This is a genomic window from Streptomyces decoyicus, assembly GCF_019880305.1.
In the GTDB taxonomy this organism is placed as follows: Bacteria; Actinomycetota; Actinomycetes; order Streptomycetales; family Streptomycetaceae; genus Streptomyces; species Streptomyces decoyicus.
The window spans coordinates 3623865-3641267 of sequence record NZ_CP082301.1; the positions used below are offsets into that span (position 1 = coordinate 3623865).

Annotated in this window: 16 protein-coding genes and 1 tRNA gene; 12 read left to right on the forward strand and 5 right to left on the reverse strand. The window is 69.8% G+C overall.

Features of this window, described 5'->3' with window-relative positions; all coding sequences use genetic code 11:
- The first annotated feature begins 88 nt into the window (after window positions 1-88).
- Together K7C20_RS15770 and K7C20_RS15775 are read left to right on the forward strand one after the other, a co-directional pair.
- Entirely contained in the window at window positions 89-688 is a 600-nt protein-coding gene (locus K7C20_RS15770) for a GNAT family N-acetyltransferase (RefSeq protein ID WP_030077567.1), read from the forward strand.
- A gap of 132 nt (window positions 689-820) precedes the next feature.
- The gene (locus K7C20_RS15775; RefSeq protein ID WP_030077565.1) at window positions 821-1408 is read left to right on the forward strand and encodes a hypothetical protein; all 588 of its coding nucleotides are present in this window, start codon (window positions 821-823) and stop codon (window positions 1406-1408) included.
- 52 nt (window positions 1409-1460) lie between these two features.
- Here K7C20_RS15775 and K7C20_RS15780 read toward each other — a convergent pair whose 3' ends face one another.
- On the reverse strand, window positions 1461-2075 hold the full coding sequence (locus K7C20_RS15780) for a pyridoxamine 5'-phosphate oxidase family protein (protein WP_030077563.1): 615 nt from the start codon (window positions 2073-2075) through the stop codon (window positions 1461-1463).
- 245 nt (window positions 2076-2320) lie between these two features.
- Between K7C20_RS15780 and K7C20_RS15785 the strand changes: the two genes are divergently transcribed.
- Entirely contained in the window at window positions 2321-3370 is a 1050-nt protein-coding gene (locus K7C20_RS15785; RefSeq protein ID WP_030077561.1) for a questin oxidase family protein, read from the forward strand.
- A 115-nt stretch (window positions 3371-3485) separates the two neighbouring features.
- Here the strand turns inward: K7C20_RS15785 and K7C20_RS15790 are convergent, their stop codons facing one another.
- Window positions 3486-4262, reverse strand: a complete 777-nt coding sequence (locus K7C20_RS15790; RefSeq protein ID WP_030077559.1) for a DODA-type extradiol aromatic ring-opening family dioxygenase — start codon at window positions 4260-4262, stop codon at window positions 3486-3488.
- 155 nt (window positions 4263-4417) lie between these two features.
- Between K7C20_RS15790 and K7C20_RS15795 the strand changes: the two genes are divergently transcribed.
- The gene (locus K7C20_RS15795) at window positions 4418-4915 is read left to right on the forward strand and encodes a MarR family winged helix-turn-helix transcriptional regulator (RefSeq protein WP_030077557.1); all 498 of its coding nucleotides are present in this window, start codon (window positions 4418-4420) and stop codon (window positions 4913-4915) included.
- 172 nt (window positions 4916-5087) lie between these two features.
- Here K7C20_RS15795 and K7C20_RS15800 read toward each other — a convergent pair whose 3' ends face one another.
- Window positions 5088-6647 (reverse strand): MFS transporter, encoded by a 1560-nt coding sequence (locus K7C20_RS15800; protein ID WP_053208904.1) that lies wholly within the window; start codon window positions 6645-6647, stop codon window positions 5088-5090.
- 234 nt (window positions 6648-6881) lie between these two features.
- Complete coding sequence (locus tag K7C20_RS15805; RefSeq protein WP_030077550.1) at window positions 6882-7544, reverse strand: TetR/AcrR family transcriptional regulator; 663 nt, start codon at window positions 7542-7544, stop codon at window positions 6882-6884.
- A gap of 473 nt (window positions 7545-8017) precedes the next feature.
- Here K7C20_RS15805 and K7C20_RS15810 point away from each other — a divergent pair, with 473 nt between their 5' ends.
- Entirely contained in the window at window positions 8018-9265 is a 1248-nt protein-coding gene (locus K7C20_RS15810; protein ID WP_030077548.1) for a M6 family metalloprotease domain-containing protein, read from the forward strand.
- Between the two features lie 132 nt (window positions 9266-9397).
- On the opposite strand, the gene K7C20_RS15815 is transcribed toward K7C20_RS15810, so the two are convergent.
- The gene (locus K7C20_RS15815) at window positions 9398-10084 is read right to left on the reverse strand and encodes a TetR family transcriptional regulator (RefSeq protein WP_048828935.1); all 687 of its coding nucleotides are present in this window, start codon (window positions 10082-10084) and stop codon (window positions 9398-9400) included.
- 103 nt (window positions 10085-10187) lie between these two features.
- Between K7C20_RS15815 and K7C20_RS15820 the strand changes: the two genes are divergently transcribed.
- The 7 genes from K7C20_RS15820 (at window position 10188) to K7C20_RS15850 (ending at window position 17403) form a co-directional block, all read left to right on the forward strand.
- Window positions 10188-10352: a hypothetical protein gene (locus K7C20_RS15820; RefSeq protein ID WP_030077541.1), complete on the forward strand. Its 165-nt coding sequence runs from the start codon at window positions 10188-10190 to the stop codon at window positions 10350-10352.
- Window positions 10349-10672 carry a hypothetical protein gene (locus K7C20_RS15825; protein ID WP_030077539.1) on the forward strand — a complete coding sequence of 108 codons (324 nt, stop codon included), beginning with the start codon at window positions 10349-10351 and terminating at the stop codon, window positions 10670-10672. The genes K7C20_RS15820 and K7C20_RS15825 overlap by 4 nt, the downstream gene beginning before the upstream one ends.
- A gap of 328 nt (window positions 10673-11000) precedes the next feature.
- Window positions 11001-11076, forward strand: a tRNA-Arg gene (locus tag K7C20_RS15830).
- A 358-nt stretch (window positions 11077-11434) separates the two neighbouring features.
- Window positions 11435-11734 (forward strand): WXG100 family type VII secretion target, encoded by a 300-nt coding sequence (locus K7C20_RS15835; protein WP_030077532.1) that lies wholly within the window; start codon window positions 11435-11437, stop codon window positions 11732-11734.
- A gap of 75 nt (window positions 11735-11809) precedes the next feature.
- Window positions 11810-12124 (forward strand): hypothetical protein, encoded by a 315-nt coding sequence (locus K7C20_RS15840; RefSeq protein ID WP_030077530.1) that lies wholly within the window; start codon window positions 11810-11812, stop codon window positions 12122-12124.
- Between the two features lie 31 nt (window positions 12125-12155).
- A complete protein-coding gene (locus K7C20_RS15845) occupies window positions 12156-12881 on the forward strand; it encodes a hypothetical protein (protein ID WP_030077528.1) in 726 nt (241 codons plus the stop codon).
- A 10-nt stretch (window positions 12882-12891) separates the two neighbouring features.
- Window positions 12892-17403 (forward strand): DUF6531 domain-containing protein, encoded by a 4512-nt coding sequence (locus K7C20_RS15850; protein ID WP_078952870.1) that lies wholly within the window; start codon window positions 12892-12894, stop codon window positions 17401-17403.

Genomic DNA, 17403 nt, shown 5'->3' on the forward strand with positions numbered 1-17403 from the left:
CAACGGCTGGAATCCGGACAGAATTCCCACGCTGTCCCTCTATTTTTCTGATCATGCAGTACCCTGCGCCCCCACCGGAGGAGGCCACATGCCACGCGAGCAGGGCGAAGTGCAGGTCAGGGCGGGCACGGAAGCGGACCTCCCGGCCCTCACGGATCTTTACAACCACTACATCCGTGAGACGTGCATCACATTTGACCTGGAGCCCTTCACTCCCGATCAGCGCCGCCCATGGTTGCTCGCCTACCCACAAGACGGCCCGCATCGCCTCCTGGTTGCCCGCGAAGTGACAGATCGGACCAAAAACCCGCACAACGGTCCGGAGAGCGACCTGTATGCCGGGTCGGCGGAAGGCGAGGGGACGGCGGGAGAAGGTGCGCTGCTCGGTTACGCGACCAGCAGCTCCTTCCGCCCCAAGGCCGCCTACGCCCCCTCCGTCGAGGTCACTGCCTACTGCGCCCCGCACGCCGTCGGCCGCGGCATCGGCACGCTGCTCTACACGGCCCTGTTCGAGGCGCTGGCCGACGAGGACGTGCATCGCGCCTACGCCGGGATCACCCAGCCGAACGAGGCGTCCACCCGCCTCCACACCCGCTTCGGCTTCCGGCACATCGGTACGTACACAGAGGTGGGCCGCAAATTCGGCCGCTACTGGGACGTGGCCTGGTACCAGAAGGACCTGGGCTGAACCCGCTCCTCACCGGCCTCCCCGCTCCCTCCCGGCTCCGTCGCCCGCCGCTCCAGTTGACGCCGACGGCACCGGGGTGTCGCCTGGACTGGAGGGGCAGCGGGACAGCGGGGCAAGCGAGAGGAGCCCGTCATGGACCAGCACGCTCACCGGCACGGTGCGAGGGCCGCCCGCTCACACGGCACCGTGGACGTCGAACACGGCGCGACGGCGAACGCCCAGGCCCGTGGCCCGCAGGGGGCCCCGCGACCGGCCGGGATGGCGGGAATGGCGGCAAGGGCCAAGCGCATCCCGCCGACCGTGTCGCTGCCGATCATCACGGCACTCGCCTTCGGCTGCTTCACCATCTTCCGCACGCACACCGACGGCACCAAGGGCGGACCGGCCATGCTGTACGGGCTGGCCGCGGCGGTGGTGTCCGGTGCGCTGGGGCTGCTGGTGGCCCACTTCCAGTCGTCCATGATCACCGAAACCCGGGCGCTCGCCTACGGTGCGCTCTTCGGCGGTGCCATCGGCTGGGTCTACAGCCTCGGCGGAGAAACGATCCTGAAGTCGTCCGCCTTCGGCTTCACCATGGGCGCCGTGATGTTCGTCGTCGCCCTCTACATCTTCCGCACCCACCGGGTCCGCGAGCCGCACGGCAGACACCGGCCCCACCCCCACAAGCACGACCGGTCCGACCACGACCGGTCCCACCACCTCCCCGTGGCCACCCACTGAGACCACCACTCGCCCCCTGGCGCCCGGCCCGCCGGTACGCATGCCGGCGGGCCTACCCCGGGGCCCGCCCCAGTTCCACCCGTAGCGCCGCGTCGTCGGACATCCGCCGGATGGTGCGCAGCGGCCGCCCCGGTACCCAGCTCTCCAGCACCACATACGAGTCCTCGACGTACGTACGCACCGCCTCCGTCAGCTCCGCCCGGAAGAGGTGGAACGGCTCCGGCGGCTTCACCACCGCCGCATAGCGCGCGACCACCTCGGGGTCGGTCACCTCCACGGCCCGCCCGGACACCCGTACGTCACCGCCCGAAAGGTCGGCGCCCGGCCCCGGGTTGGCGTGCAGCGAGAAGCGGGGGTCGCGCCGCAGGTCGAGCACCTTGCGCGAGCCCACCATCATGCCCAGCCACAGCTCCCCGTGGCGGAAATCCGCCTCCAGGCCGGTGAGCCGCGGTGCGCCGTCCTTGCGGAGAGTCGCGAAAACGTGGTGCCGGTACGCCCCGAACCGCTCCTGCACCCGCCCGGCGAACTCCGGTACCACCGCCCGGACCACCGACCAGCCGACCGCTTCGCCCCCGCCACCACCACCGGCCCGTCCTGCCCCACCCTCGACGTCCGCGACGCCCTCAATACCCTCGCCGCCCTCGACCCGCGTGCTCTCACTCGTCATGGCAGCACCCTCCCCCCAATACCCGACGCCCTCTGTCCGGTATGGATACGGAGGGATACAGATGGATTCGGACATGCGGCAACGCCCACCCCTTCCGCCCGCAGCACCCGCCCCCAAACCCACGCCCACACCCACGCCCACACCCACACCCACCGCCAACTCCCGCCCCCACCTGCGGCCTTACGACCAGCGGTGTAGGCCGGAAGCCCGTTACGCGCACCGCCGCGCCGCCCTAGCCTCCAGCCATGGATGCAACGAGCGGCACACTCGACGAAGCCCTGCTCCGCCTGCACGCCTCCGGCCCCGAGTTCCAGGGCTATCTGAGCAATCACGGACCGATGGCCGTCGAAGCCATGGTCCGCAACGGCCAGGCCCACACCGTCCACCGCTGGCTCGACAGCTACGAGAACAAACTGGAAGGCGTGCCGCGTGCCCACGGCCGCATCACCGACACCAACTGGCGGGAGGCACTGGGCGATTCGAGCCGGGTCACGGACTGGACCGTGTACTTCACCGGCCAGGTCACCGAGCGGCCCTGGCGCGAACTCCTCGCCGCATGGTGGCCGCGGCTACTGCCCGGCATCGCCGGCGCCGCCACCCACCCGGCGATCCGCGTGGGCCATGCCGTACGCGGTCTCCTGTCGGAGGGCGAGGACACCGCGCGGCTCGCGGAGTTCGCGCACGCCCTCGGCTACTGGGCCGCCCGGCATCTGCTCCTGCCCGTCGCCGTCCACCCCGCGGGCCGTGCCACCCCGTCCGAGGCCCTGGCCGCCCTCCCCCGTATCGCCGAACAGCACGTGACGCCGGTGAACGGCTACACCCATCTCCCCGCCACCCCGGGCTGGTTGAGCACCACCGAGTCCTTACACCTCCCCTATGACCCCGAGGCCGTGCGCGAGGGCCTGACCGCGCTCGTACGCGCCGCCACCCTCAACTACGCGGACTACGGCCACGGGAACGGCATCATGCTGGTGCACGCCGCCACCGCACCGAACGCGGTGCTGCGCACCCTGCCCGCGCTCCCCCAGGAGCTGTGGGCGCGCTCGTTCGCGGTGGCCTGGGCGGCGACGTCGGCGATCACCGCGATCTACGCCGCGGACACCCCGCTCCCGGCGCCGGACGCCGCCTCGATCACACCCGAGGAGGTCTTCGAGCGGGCAGTCGCCAACGGCAACAAGCATGCGATCAAGTTCGCGGACACCGCTCTGGACGTGGCGGCGACCTCCGAGGACGGTGACACCCGCGCCCTGTCGGCGGCCCTGAACGCCCTCACCCTGATCGACGAGGACGACTGACGGGCGCCCGGCGGGCAGCGGGCGGATGCCGGGCGGACGGCACCCGGCGGACAGCCCGGCCCCGGCCCCCCACGGACAACCGACCCCCGCCCGAGGCGCACCTCCCCGCCGCCCCTCAGCCGAACTGCACCGACCGCTTCGCCAGCCCCATCCAGAACCCGTCGATCACACTGCGTCCGCCGCCCGGCTGCCCGTGCGCTTCCGCTGCCCCCAGGGTCACGAACAGCGGGGCGAAGTGCTCGGTGCGGGGGTGGGCCAGCCGCCCGGCCGGCGCCTTGTGCGCGAAGTCGAAGAGAGCGTCGAGATCCTGGGACTCCAGGGCCTCGCGCCCCCAGTCGTCGAACTCCGCCGACCACGTCGGCGTACCGCCGTTGACGTGCCGCAGCGCGGCCAGATTGTGCGTGAAGAAGCCGCTGCCGATGATCAGCACCCCCTCCTCCCGCAACGGTGCGAGCTTGCGGCCGATCTCATGGAGCCGGCGCGGATCGAGGGTCGGCAGGGAGATCTGGAGCACGGGGACGTCGGCGTCCGGGAACATCTCCACGAGCGGGACGTACGCGCCGTGGTCGAGCCCCCGGTCGGGGAAGTCCACCACGGGCATGCCCGCCGTACGCAGCGTCCCGCGTATCCGCTCGGCCAGTTCAGGCGCCCCGGGGGCTGGGTACCGCACCTGGTAGTAGTGCTCCGGGAAGCCCCGGAAGTCGTAGATCAGCGGCACCGTCCGGGTGGCACCGAGCGCGAGCGGAGCCTCCTCCCAGTGCGCGGAGACGATCAGCACGGCCCGGGGACGCGGCAGCTCCGCGGCCCAGGCGGCGAGCTGGCCCGGCCACCAGGGATCGTCGGCGAGCGGCGGCGCACCATGGCTCAGATAGAGAGCCGGCATTACGGACATCACAACCCCACAGCGTCACACTGGCAGTAGTGGGTGCGCGTGCTCCTTCAGCTGTCACGCGACCCTAATACTTGAATCTTCAAGTGCTGAGTCTTAGCGTAGCGCGACGTTGTTAAAACTTAAATAACTCTCCAAGTGGTGAGAGAGTGGATGGTATGAGCATCGAATCCGCAACTGAGCCGCGCTGGCTCAGCGATGAGGAGCAATTCGCCTGGCAGTGCTACCTCCACGCCACCACGCTCCTGGAGGATCACCTCGACCGTCAGTTGCAGCGGGACGCCAGGATGCCGCACGTCTATTACGGCCTCCTGGTCCAGCTCTCCCGTGCACCGCGGCGCCGGATGCGGATGACCGAGCTGGCTCAGAACGCCAAGATCACCCGCTCGCGGCTCTCCCATGCGATCGCGCGCCTGGAGCGGAACGGCTGGGTCCGACGCGAGAACTGCCCGTCCGACAAGCGGGGCCAGAACGCCTACCTCACAGAGGAGGGGATGCGGGTCCTGGAGAAGGCCGCCCCCGGGCATGTCGCCGCCGTACGCGCCGCGATCTTCGACCGGCTCTCCCCTGAGCAGGTCGGCCAGTTGGCCGAGATCTGCCAGGTCATGGCGGAAGGCCTGCAACCGAAAGGCGCCGACCTCCCCTGGCTCCGCTGACGGATCAGCGGAGCCGGACGAGGCCGACGCCGGTGTGCATGAGGGGACGGGAGCTGGAGCGGGACCGGGCCCGGCGTCGGTGGACGCCCGGTCACGTCACCGCGAGCCAGGGCGACGCGGAGCCGACACGACCCGGGCCCGGGCGTCCGTACGGTTCCCGCCGCCCACCGGCTCAGTGCACCATCACCGGAACCTGCACCTCACCCTGGCCCTGACCCTCGCCCTGGACCTGGTCCTCGGACGAACCCACGACCGTGCCCTCGCCCTCACCGGAGGAGGCCGCCGGCGAACCGCCCGGCCGCCCGGTGTTGATGAAGGTGAAGGCGATCACGCCCGCCAGCGCCAGGATGCCGACCGCCCACCAGATGGCGGTGGTGTAGCCGTGGACCATCGCCTGGAGCTTGAGCAGGTCGGCCGAGCGCGCACCGGCCGCGTGCGAGGTGGCGTACGCGGTGGTGGCGCTGGCCGCGATGGTGTTCAGCAGGGCCGTACCGATCGCGCCGCCCACCTGCTGGGAGGTGTTGACCATCGCGGAGGCGACACCGGCGTCCCGCGGCTGGACCCCGTGCGTGGCCAGTGACATGGCGGGCATGAACGCCGTACCCATGCCGAGCCCCATCAGCAGGAAGCCGGGCAGGATCAGCGCCGGGTAGGACGTGTCCAGGTCGATCTGGGTCAGCACCAGCATGCCGAGCGCGGCGACCGTGAAACCGGGTGCCATCAGCAGCCGCGGGCGGACCCGGGTCATCAGCCGGGCACCGATCTGCGTCGAGCCGGTGATCATGCCGACGATCATCGGCAGGAAGGCCAGACCGGTCATGACCGGCGTGTAGCCCTTCACGATCTGGAGGTAGTAGGTCAGGAAGAGGAAGAGGCCGAACATGCCGATCACGGCCAGGCCCAGCGAGGCATAGATGCCGGCGCGGTTCCGCTCCGCGACCACCCGCAGCGGCAGCAGCGGCGCCTTCACCTTGGACTCGACCAGCACGAACGCCAGCAGCAGCACGGCCGCCGCCACGAACAGGCCGAGGGTCGGGCCGGCCAGCCAGCCGTCGGACTCGGCGCGGGTGAACGCATAGACCAGCGAGACCAGGCCGAGCGTGGCCAGGATGACGCCGGGGACGTCCAGACGGGAGGGATTGCGGCTCCCCGCGGGCTCGCGGATGACCAGGAGAGCGCCGGTCGCGGCCACCACGGCGAACGGGATGTTCACGAAGAAGGTCCAGCGCCAGTTCATGTACTCGGTCAGCACCCCGCCGAGGATCAGACCCACGGCACCGCCACCACCGGCGATCGCTCCGAAGATGCCGAACGCCTTGGCGCGCTCCTTGGCCTCGGTGAACGTCACGGCCAGCAGCGACAGCGCGGCCGGCGCCAGCAGTGCCCCGAAGACACCCTGGAGCGCACGCGCGCCCAGCAGCATCCCCTGGTTGGCCGCGGCCCCGCCGAGCGCGGAGGCGACCGCGAACCCGATGAGCCCGATGATGAAGGTCCGCTTCCGCCCCCACAGGTCGGCGACGCGCCCCCCGAAGAGCAGCAGACCGCCGAAGGCCAGTGCGTAGGCGGTGATCACCCACTGCCGGTTGGCGTCGGTGATACCGAGATCCACCTGTGCGGAGGGCAGCGCGATGTTCACGATGGTCGCGTCGAGCACGACCATCAGCTGGGCGAGAGCAATGAATATCAGCGCTTTCCAGCGCCGGGGATCGACGTACGTGGCTGTTTCAGGCATGGCGGGATCCACCTAGTGGTGCAGTGAGCGAATAAGAGCGAAGAACGGGACGTGCGGAGCGAAAAAACGGGACGGCGTGGGGACGTAGGCAGGCGTGGGGACGTAGGCAGGCGTGGGGACGTATGAGACGAGGAGGCGTAGGGAGCGAGGAGGCGTAGGAGACGAAGGGACGTATGAGACGAAGGGACGTATGAGACGAGGGGCGAATGACCCCGCTGCGGCGCGCGGCCCCCTCTACGAGCGGCGCCTCAGGTCGTCCAACGTGGCGGCGGCGCCGGGAAGTTCGGAGCGGGCGGGCGCCTGCAGACCGTCCAGGAACAGTTGTAGATGACGGTGCACGAACTGGTCGAAGTTCGTACAGCTGTTGCCCGGCAGCGGCCGGGTCAGCTGGGTGATCGCGACCATCAGATCACCGACGGCGATGTCGGTACGCAGCTGGCCGCTGTCGCGCGCGGCACCCATGACGGCCTCGACGGCCGCCTCCAGGCGTTCACGCGCCGCGAGCAGATCGGGGTGGTCACGGTCGACGCCGTCGGAGAGCAACGGGCACAACGCCCCGATCCGCTCCTCCACCGCGGCGTGGACGAAGCGCCTCAGCGCTTGGAAAGCATCGGACTCCTCGGCCAGGGCACTCTCCGCGCGGTCCGCGGTACGGGACATGACGGAGAGCGTGACGTGGTGGATCAACTCGAGGCGATCCGGGAAGTGACGATAGAGCGTCGCATTGCCGACACCCGCGCGCCGGGCGATTTCGTCGAGCGGAACCTCGGGCCCGAACTCGACCATCGTCTCCCGGGCGGCCGCGATGAGCCGCTCCCGGTTGCGCAGCGCATCGGCCCGCAGACGGGGCTGCTGCCCCTTCTTCCCGGTCTTCGCGCATGCGACGACGGCAGTCATGGCAGCTCACTCCCTTCCACTCTCGACACTTCCCGAAGGCCTGGATTCCCGGACGCCGCGCCGGCCCGCCCGATGGAGTGACTCGACGGACGACCTTGGCCGGGCGAGCCGGGCGACAGGCCGGCACCGGCACGAACCGGGGAGACGCTCCCCGGTTCATCCGGACGTCTGGTTAAACGGGGAGACCCTCCCCGGATATTTCACACCCCGACGTGACCTGGAGCACACCTCTCGCCCACACCCACGCCCACGCCCACACCCGCCCCTCGGCGCACGCGCCCCACTCGATCGACACACCGACCGACGCACTCGACCGACGCACCCGACCGACGCGCCCGGCACACCCCCCAGGCGCAACGATCAAGGAACGGCAGCGGCCCAACGGAACGACAGCGACCCATCCGGCCCTGCCATGACTCCAGTTGATGTAACACCGCGCGCGATCGGTCACCTGTCGACACAAGGTGATCGATATGAAGCACAAGGTATCCGCGGTTCTGGCCGCAGGCGCGGTCACCGCCGCCGCGGCCATAGCCCTGGGCTCACCGCCCAGCGCCGTCGCCATACCTACGGGGCCCGGCACTGCGCCGAGCGGCCCGTGTGCGTTGCGCGGTATCAGCGACGACGTGGCCGAATCCGCGGACACCCCCGCCGGTTTCGCCCGCTCCTCCGGCGTCGTACGGGCGCTGACCCTCTTCATCGACTTCCCGGACGCCCGCGCCACGATGCCCCCCGAGGCCCGCTTCGACGAATTCTTCCCGGCCGCGACGAACTACTTCCACACCAGCTCGTACGGCAGGCTGACCTACCGGCCCATGCCGCTGTTCCGGTGGGTCCATATGTCGCGGCCGCTCGCGGCGTACGGCATTCAGCGGGGCGCCAGCTTCGACCCGAGCTCGGACGGCGGCTACCACGCCCTCTCCCGCGAGGTCGTCCGCGAGGTCGACCCCCTCGTCGACTTCCGCGACTACGACGTCATCAACGTCATCGCCACACCCAACGCGGGCCCGCCCGCGACCCGTACGGTCCTGTCGGTCACCTTCAGCGGCGGCGACATGGGACTGAAGACCGCCGACGGGGTGCCGTTCCGGAACGCGTCCTTCATCTGGAGCCGGCAATCCGGGGTGAGCGCCTTCCGCGTCCTCAACCACGAGAACGCCCACAGCTTCGGTCTGCCCGACCTCTACTTCACGGACGACCGTGACGCCCCGCCCCCGGTGGGGCACTGGGACCCGATGGACGAGGACTGGGGCCCGAGCAACGACTTCGTCGGCTGGCACAAGTGGAAGCTCGGCTGGCTGTCCGCCGATCAGGTGCACTGCGCACCACGCCACGGGACGCCCGGCGAACACACCCTCACCCCGATCTCCGCCCCCGGCGGCACGAAGATCGTCGTCGTCCCGACCTCGCCCCGCACCGCCCTGGTCGTCGAGGCCCGCACCCGTGCCCTCCTCGACCCCGCGGTCTGCCGGCCCGGGGCCCTCGTCTACCGCGTCGCCACCCACGTCCACTCGGGCCGCGGCCCGCTCCGCATCGTGGACGCCACCCCGCACAGCGGCGGCTGCTACCGCGGCAACAAATACGTCGACCCGGAACTGACCGACGCCACCTTCCTCCCCGGCGAGACCTACACGGACCCCCACAGCGGCGCGGCCGTCACCGTCCTGACGGAGAACCCGGACGGCACCTACCGCGTACGGGTGACCCCAGCACGCAACTGACCAAGCCCCGAACCCGGACGACACCTATCCCGTACGGACACCCCTGCCACACGCCCGCCACACCCACCTGCCACACACCACCTGCCGCAGCGACCACACCCCACCCTCACCGACGCCCCCGCCACTCCCCTCCTAGCCCTCCCTCCCCTCCCTCTCCTCCCTTTCCTCCCTCCCTTCCCTGCCTTCCCTCTCCTCCTGCCAGTGGCGCCGCCCGATGCTGATCAGCCGCAGCTGCCGGCGCGCCACCCGCACCACCTGTCCGGCCGCCCCCTCGGCACCGTCCTCCTCGGCGTCGAGCAGCGCCGCGGCGGTCGTCACCAGCCGGTCCACATACAACTCCGCCAGCATCCGCACGTCGTCATCGCACCAGCCCTCCGACACCGGCTGGGACTTGAGCGCCGCCGCGACCTCCTCCGCGAACCGGTCCAGCTCATCCGCGATCGCCTGCCGCACCGCCCGCACGCCCCCGTGCCGCTCGCGCGCCACGAACCGGATGTGCAGCGGATGTTGGCGCACATGCTGCTCCACGACCGCGACCGTACGGTCGATCCGCTCCTCGGCCGCGTCCTGCTCGGCGAGGATCGCCCGCACCATCACATGCAGACTCCCCAACGCCTCCTCGACCAACGCGACACCCAGCTCACCCATGTCCCGGAAGTGCCGGTAGAACGCGGTCGGAGCGATCCCCACCACCCGCGTCACCTCCCGCAAACCCAGGCTGCTCAGGCTCTGCTCCTCCAGCAGACCGAGCGCCGCGTCGAGCAAGGCCTGACGGGTCTTCTGCTTCTGGGCCTGCCGGACTCCAAGACTGTGACTCATGTCATCCAGTAAACAACCGTTCTCCGAACTACTCCACCCGGCGACGGTCGTAGACTGGAGGAACTGAGTGAACAACTGTCCTCTGGAATCGGAAAGGAAGATCATGCTCTTCCTCGTCGCAGCCCTCCTCCTGATGGGGATGATGCTGGGCACCGCGGCACATCTCCCCGTCCCCGTCACCCTCGTCGCGGCCGCCGTCATCGCCGGCTGGCTGCTCGTCTTCTTCCTCCGCGAACGCCGCCACCACGCCGAGGTGACCTCCCGATGACCACGCTCAGCGAAGCCGCCCGGACGACCTCGTCCGCGCCGACCGCCGCAGCCCAGGCCCCGCGCCGGCCCGCCTCCCGCCTCCGCTCGCAAGCGGACGGCATGGCCGTGGCCTCCTTCATCCTCGGCCTGCTCGGCACCCTGGTCCTCAACATCGTTCTCGGCCCCTGTGCCCTGGTCCTCGGCGGCCTCTCCCTGGCCCGCGGCACCACCCGCCGCGGCCGCGCCCTCCTGGGCATCACCCTCGGCGCCGTCGACCTGCTCCTCCTGGTCCTCCTCGCCACCACGGACGGCACCGTCAGCTGGCACATCGGCGGCTGACCGCACACCCCGGGCCACCACGACGACACCCGGCCCCCTAGCCGGTCCGCCACGCGGCCCGACAACAACGACGCCGATGGCGGTGGTCATTTCGACCACCGCCATCGGCGTTCATGCCGCCCCCTCCCCACCAAAAGCATCCACACCAACCCACCAGACACCCCATCACCAAAACCCGCAGGAACGGCACACACTCCACATTTACCCCTGAAGCCATCCCGCCCCAGCGCCCCACCCCGACCACCAAGGCACGCCCGCCACCCCTCACCCCCATCAGAAGCGAACTACCGCGAACGCATCAGCTACCCTGTCAGGGGTCCAAACCCATGCCTCCGTAGCTCAGGGGATAGAGCACCGCTCTCCTAAAGCGGGTGTCGCAGGTTCGAATCCTGCCGGGGGCACCATGCGCCGCTTACGCGGCGGGCACGACGAAGGCCCAGGTCAGCCGGTGTATAACCGGATGCCTGGGCCTTGATCGTTCTCAGGCCGGGATCACGCCGCCGAAGCCGCCGTGTCAGATCCGTCCCATATCCGAGCCAGATCCATGGCAGATCAGTCGATCTTGTCTCGCTCGGGCGCCCGTTCCTTCCTCTTCGGGCAGCTCGCTGTTCGGCCGCGAGGTGCGCCTTGCTGGGCAGTGCGTCACCTGGTGCTTCGTCACCGTTCCGCAACAGGCGTGAACCGCCTCGGCAGGTGTCCCGTACAGCCCCGTGTGTGCGGCCCAACGAGCCGCGGCGATACGCAGCGAGGGAAGGAATCGGCATGGCCGGCGGCAACATCCAGATCAGCCCGGACGAGATGCGGGAGGCGGCGACCTGGCTTCAGAACCAGAAGGAGCAGATGCAGCAGAGCCTCCACGAGGCCAACACCAAGATGGACGAGATGGTCGAGGCGGCCTACGCGACCCCGGGTTCCGAGTCGAAGTTCCGCCCGTACTGGGAGGAGTACAAGAACGGCACCCAGAACGCGATCGAGGGCCTGCACGGCGTCAGCGAGTTCATCAAGCAGGTCGCCGACGCGTTCGTCGACACCGACGACCAGACGTCCGGCTCCATCGGCTGACGTGCCCCGCACCGTCCGGCCCCGCCCTCCCTGCGAGGACGGGGCCGGACGGCCGGAGCAGGAGAGGAGACACCGATGGGTCGCATCAGCGTTCCCGTGCAGGATCTGAAGGACACGGCCAGGGAGCTCCAGAACATCGGGGAACTGATCGGCAACTCCGCGACGCTCTTCCACGCCACGGGTGAGGCCGACTCGTTCAAGAGCTTCGCCGGCGACTCCCGCCTCGCGGAGGCTCTCGACGAGTTCGACAAGGCGTGGGTGGCCGGTCACGAGCGGGTCCACGACAACGTGAAGACGTTCTCCGAGAACACGGACCAAATCTCCGAGAACTTCACGAAGACGGACGAGGACAGCGCCAACTCGCTGGACCAATCGAAGAAGGACGCGTGACAGGAGACGTCGTGCGGAAGGGAAAGGCGTCATGACGCATCCGGTCACGGAGCGGCCCGAGGGCGCGCCCGCGGGCTACCAGCTGAGGTTCCCCGACTCCTGGTGGCATCTCGACCTCGATCCGAACACCCGGGACGCGTCGATCCGCCGCCGTATCGAGTCCCAGGTGAAGAAGGCCCCGCAGCTCTCCCGCGAGCAGGTGGACGAGCTGATCCGCAGTACCCGGCGCACCGCCCGCGAGGCGCACGCGCAGGGCGCGCTGCGGGCGTCGGGGATGCTCAGGATTCTCCGCGCGGGCAGCGGCCCCCTGGTGCTCAGCGCCACGACGGTCGTGCTCCGGATCTCCGTTCCCGAGGATCAGTCGGAGGATCTGGCGGACCTCGTCGTCGCGGCCGGCATGCAGCTCGGCACCGCGGCGGAAGGGACCGGACTGCCCCCCGGCGAGGTGGAGTTGGTGGAACTGCCCCAGGTCGGAGCGGCCGGGCGGATCACCAGGATCGAGGACGTGGACTACCAGGGGACACCCGTCCCCACCGCGGTGCGGCACACCCTGATCCCGGTGCCGAACAGCCGGGACTATCTGGTGCTCGCCAGCTCCACCCCCAACGTGGATCTGGCGGACCAGTTCTACGAGGTCTTCGACGCGATCGCGGAGTCGTTCCGCTTCGAGGACCCGGCCGGCACGCCCGGCGCAGCGGATCCGGCGGCGGAAGCAGCCGGTGCAGGCCCCATGGGCGAAGCAGACAACGGAAAGTGAGGTCGCGGCCATGGCGCGTCCAGCGGTGTCCGAGTGGGAGTCGGTCTTCGGGTTCTCGGACGACCCGACTCCGGGTGATGCGGAGGTGCTCGGACAGCTCGCGAGGAGCTATCGCTCCGTAGCCGACAACGCGGGCGACGCCCTTCCCCTCGTCTCCGGGCTGGAGAACCAGCAGGTGGGCGAGGGCAAGACCATGGAAAAGCTCCGCGACAAGCTCGGCGACCTGGCCCAGCAGGTGCGCAAGCTGCACAGCTCCTACGACCAGGCGGCCGGCGCCCTGGACACGTACGTCCACTCGCTGCGCGACCAGCAGCGGAATGCCGACAACGCACTGGCGAAGGGACGGGAGGCCAAGGAACGGCTGGAGTCGGCCACCGACGTGGTGCGAGCGGCCGGTGCCGACATCGGACGGCTGGACACGGTCACCCACCCCCCGGACGACCACGAGGCACGGGCGAGCACCCGGCGCGCGCTGGACGAGGCCCACAGCAATCAGTCCACGGCACAGGGGCACGCCGACGACGCGCAAGCGGATCTCGACGCCGCCCGGCTGCTCGCCGAGGACGCGCGGCAGGTGCGCGAGGAGGACGCCTCCACCGCGGCGCAGAAGCTCGACGACGCGAAGGGCGAATCGGTCGCGGGCTACAGCCTGTGGGACAAGATCAAGAAAGCGCTGAGTACGGCCTTCGGCATCATCAGCGCGGTGCTGGGCGTCCTGGCCATGCTGGTGCCCGGCCTGCAGGGTGTGGGCATCGCGCTCACGATCGGCGCCGTCGTGGCCGGTGCGGCGTCGCTGGGCATCAACATGTCGATCATGGCGGAGACCGGCGACTGGGACATCGCCGAGATCGTGCTCGGCGTCGTGGGCATGGTCGGGGGCGGAGCCGCGGCCCTCAAGGGCATCGGGGGGCTCGGCTCGGCTCTCAAGGGGGTCAAGCCCGCCTCGATCAAGCCGCCCAACATCCGTACCAGCAGCCGGGGTCTGAGCAGCCGCACCTGCAAGACCGACCCGGTCGATGTGGCCAGCGGTGAAATGCTGCTGACGCAGACCGATCTGACGCTGCCCGGCGTCCTGCCGCTGGCGGTCTCCCGTACGCATCTGTCGACCTACCGCTACGGCCAGTTCTTCGGCCCCTCCTGGGCCTCCACCCTCGACGAACGCCTGGAGATCGACGGCCAGGGGCGGGTGTTTTGGGCCCGCGAGGACGGCTCGATCCTGACCTACCCGAGCCTTCCCAGCGCCGAGTCCGACGAGCCGGTGTGGCCCGAGGAAGGCCCTCGTCTGCCGCTGACCTGTGGGGGAACGGACGCCACGGGCGGGGGCAGCTACCTCGTCTCCGACCCTCACACGGGCCTCGTCCAGACCTTCACGGACCATCCCGACGACGAGAACGGCCTGTACTGGCTGACCCGTTGGCACGACCGCAACGGCAACGAGGTCACCGTCTCCCGCCTGGAGGACGGCACCCCGACCACACTGGTCCACTCCGGCGGCTACCGCGTCGACGTCCGCTGCATCGCGGGCCTGCTGACCGGTCTTTCGGTCTCCACGCCGCAGGGTCCGGTCGACGTCATGTCCTACGAACATGACGTGGACGGCAACCTCACGCACGTGGTGAACTCGTCGGGCCGGCCGCTGGTGTTCGGCTATGACGACGAGTCCCGCATCGCCTCCTGGACGGACCGGAACGGCTCCACCTACCGCTACGTCTACGACGACGCCAACCGCGTCACCGAGACCATCGGCCCCGACGGTTACCTCTCCTCGCAGTGGTCCTACGACCCCGCCGAGAGCCGGACGCACTACACCGACGCCTGCGGCGCCACGACGGTCTACCAGCTCAACGACCTGCATCAGGTCGTCGCTGAGACCGACCCGCTGGGCCACACCGTCCACTCCGAGTGGGACCGCTACGACCACCTGTTGGCCCGCACCGACGCCCTCGCCAACACCACCCGCTTCGAGTACGACGCGGCCGGCGACCTCACCGTCATCGAGCGTGCGGACGGCAGCCGGTCCACAGCGGCCTACAACGGACTGCACCTCCCCGTCTCCTCGACGGGCCACGACGGGGTGACGTGGCAGCAGGAGTTCGACGAGCGGGGCAACCTGACCGCCGTCATCGGCCCGGAAGGCGTCACGAACCGATTCACCCACCACCCCACCGGGGCGGTCGCCACCAGCACGGACCTGTCAGGGGCGACGGTGACCTACGAGGTCGACGGCGCGGGCCTGCCGACATCCGTCACCGATGCGTCCGGCCGCACCGCCACGGTGGAACGGGACGCGTTCGGCCGTCCCACGACCGTCACCGACCCGCTGGGCGCGATCAGCAGCTCGGCGTGGACCGTCGAGGGGCTTCTCGCGCGGCGCACCGGCCCCGACGGCCGGAGCGAGCAGCTGACCTGGGACGGGGAGGGCAACTGCCTCACCCGGACCGACGCAGCGGGCGGCACCACCCGCTACGAGTACACCCACTTCGACAAGGTGGCCGCCCGGACCACGCCGGACGGCGTCCGCCACGCCTTCGCCTACGACCCCGAGCTCCGCCTCGCCCAGGTCACCAACCCGCAGGGGCTGACCTGGGATTACGCCTACGACCGCGCAGGTAACCTGATAGCGGAGTCCGACTTCGACGACCGCGAGATCTCGTACACCCACGACGTGTCGGGCCGTCTGGTCAGCCGCAGGACGCCACTGGGCGAGGAGATCGCGTACACGTACGACGCCCTCGGCCGGCTGACGTCCAAGGACGCGGCCGGTGTCCGCACGAAGTACGCCTACGACGCAGCGGGCGCCCTCATCCGCGCGGCCTCCCCCACCTCCGCTCTCACTTTCGAGCGGGACCTGGTGGGCCGCCTCCTGTCGGAGACGGTCGATGACCGCACCACCCGTTACGCCTACGACCTCCTGGGACGACGCGTCTCCCGCACGACTCCGACGGGCGCGTTCACCGAGCTCACGTACGACGAGGCGGGCAATCGCAGTGCGCTGACGACGGACGGCCGGCGTCTGGAGTTCACCCACGACGCGGCGGGTCATGAACTGACCCGGGTCCTGCGTTCCCATGCCGCGCCGGTGACGATGTCCACCTCGTGGGACATGGCGGGCCGCCCGGTGGCCCACGGCCTCGTGGGCCGGGGCGAGACGCTGCGTGCCCGCAGGTACGGCTACCGTCCCGACAACCACCTGGCCTCCATCACCGACGAGGCGACCGGCACCAGCCGGCAGATGGAACTGGACCCGGTCGGACGCCCGCTGGCGGTCACCGCCGACGGCTGGACCGAGTCCTACGCCTACGACCAGGCGGGCAACCAGACATCGGCGACCTGGCCGGAGAAGGCCGGCCGCGCCGAGGCCCGCGGCGAACGCACCTACACCGGCACCCGCATCCAGGCGGCGGGAGGAGTGCGGTACGAGCACGACGCCGCGGGCCGCATGGTGCTGCGCCAGAAGCGGCGTCCGTCGAAGAAGCCCGACACCTGGCGCTACGCATGGGACGCCGAGGACCGACTCACCGCCTGCACGACCCCCGACGGCACCCGCTGGCACTACACGTACGACCCGATGGGACGTCGTACCGCCAAGTACCGCATGGCCGAGGACGGTTCGGTGGCCGAGGCCGTCCACTTCACCTGGGACGGCACCAGCCTCGCCGAGCAGACCGACAGCACCACCGGCGTCATCCTCACCTGGGACCACGAGGACCACCGGCCCCTGACACAGCTGGAGCGCAGGCCGAGGACGCAGGAGGAGTACGACTCCCGCTTCTTCGCCATCGTCACGGACCTGGTGGGCACGCCCACCGAGCTCGTCGACGAACAGGGCGACATCGCCTGGCGTTCCCGTACCACCCTCTGGGGCACCACCGCCCGCAACCGGGACGCCACGGCCGTCACCCCGCTCCGCTTCCCCGGCCAGTACGAGGACCCCGAAACCGGCCTCTACTACAACTACTTCCGCCACTACGACCCCGAGACGGGACGCTACGCGTCACCGGACCCGCTGGGGCTGGACCCGGCGCCCAACCCCGTCGCCTACGTCGACAACCCCCATACGGCGACCGACTTCCTGGGCTTGGCGCCCGACTGTCACGTGGATCTGTTCCACGGGACCAACAAGAATGCCGCCGCGAATATCCGACGAGATGGCGTCAACACCAGCTTCAGCACTCGTCCCATGGACTTCGGAAACGGTTTCTACACCACGCGGGACTTCGCGCAAGCATCGACTTGGGCAGCCAAGAACGGCAAAAATGCCGAGGTTCTCCACTTCCGTGTCCCCCGGGCGGAGTTCGATTCCCTCAATTCGAAGACGTTCAAGGGCCCGAGCGGGGCGCTCGATGATTTCGTCTACTACTACCGCGGTGGCGGAAAGGACCTGCCCCACCAGATGGTGGAGGGCCCGATGCTGGCAAACCCCAAGGCTTTCATGAACTGGGAAAACGGGAAGTGGTTCGGGAATCAGGTGGTGTTCTTCGGGAAGGACGCAGGGGAGCTCCTCACCAGGAGCCTCCAGTGA

Bases quoted from the DNA above. Each gene is read 5' to 3' on its own strand.
- K7C20_RS15770 (WP_030077567.1), top strand. From the start codon at position 89: ATGCCACGCGAGCAGGGCGAAGTGCAGGTCAGGGCGGGCACGGAAGCG.
- K7C20_RS15775 (WP_030077565.1), top strand. From the start codon at position 821: ATGGACCAGCACGCTCACCGGCACGGTGCGAGGGCCGCCCGCTCACAC.
- K7C20_RS15780 (WP_030077563.1), bottom strand. From the start codon at position 2,075: ATGACGAGTGAGAGCACGCGGGTCGAGGGCGGCGAGGGTATTGAGGGC.
- K7C20_RS15785 (WP_030077561.1), top strand. From the start codon at position 2,321: ATGGATGCAACGAGCGGCACACTCGACGAAGCCCTGCTCCGCCTGCAC.
- K7C20_RS15790 (WP_030077559.1), bottom strand. From the start codon at position 4,262: ATGTCCGTAATGCCGGCTCTCTATCTGAGCCATGGTGCGCCGCCGCTC.
- K7C20_RS15795 (WP_030077557.1), top strand. From the start codon at position 4,418: ATGAGCATCGAATCCGCAACTGAGCCGCGCTGGCTCAGCGATGAGGAG.
- K7C20_RS15800 (WP_053208904.1), bottom strand. From the start codon at position 6,647: ATGCCTGAAACAGCCACGTACGTCGATCCCCGGCGCTGGAAAGCGCTG.
- K7C20_RS15805 (WP_030077550.1), bottom strand. From the start codon at position 7,544: ATGACTGCCGTCGTCGCATGCGCGAAGACCGGGAAGAAGGGGCAGCAG.
- K7C20_RS15810 (WP_030077548.1), top strand. From the start codon at position 8,018: ATGAAGCACAAGGTATCCGCGGTTCTGGCCGCAGGCGCGGTCACCGCC.
- K7C20_RS15815 (WP_048828935.1), bottom strand. From the start codon at position 10,084: ATGAGTCACAGTCTTGGAGTCCGGCAGGCCCAGAAGCAGAAGACCCGT.
- K7C20_RS15820 (WP_030077541.1), top strand. From the start codon at position 10,188: ATGCTCTTCCTCGTCGCAGCCCTCCTCCTGATGGGGATGATGCTGGGC.
- K7C20_RS15825 (WP_030077539.1), top strand. From the start codon at position 10,349: ATGACCACGCTCAGCGAAGCCGCCCGGACGACCTCGTCCGCGCCGACC.
- K7C20_RS15835 (WP_030077532.1), top strand. From the start codon at position 11,435: ATGGCCGGCGGCAACATCCAGATCAGCCCGGACGAGATGCGGGAGGCG.
- K7C20_RS15840 (WP_030077530.1), top strand. From the start codon at position 11,810: ATGGGTCGCATCAGCGTTCCCGTGCAGGATCTGAAGGACACGGCCAGG.
- K7C20_RS15845 (WP_030077528.1), top strand. From the start codon at position 12,156: ATGACGCATCCGGTCACGGAGCGGCCCGAGGGCGCGCCCGCGGGCTAC.
- K7C20_RS15850 (WP_078952870.1), top strand. From the start codon at position 12,892: ATGGCGCGTCCAGCGGTGTCCGAGTGGGAGTCGGTCTTCGGGTTCTCG.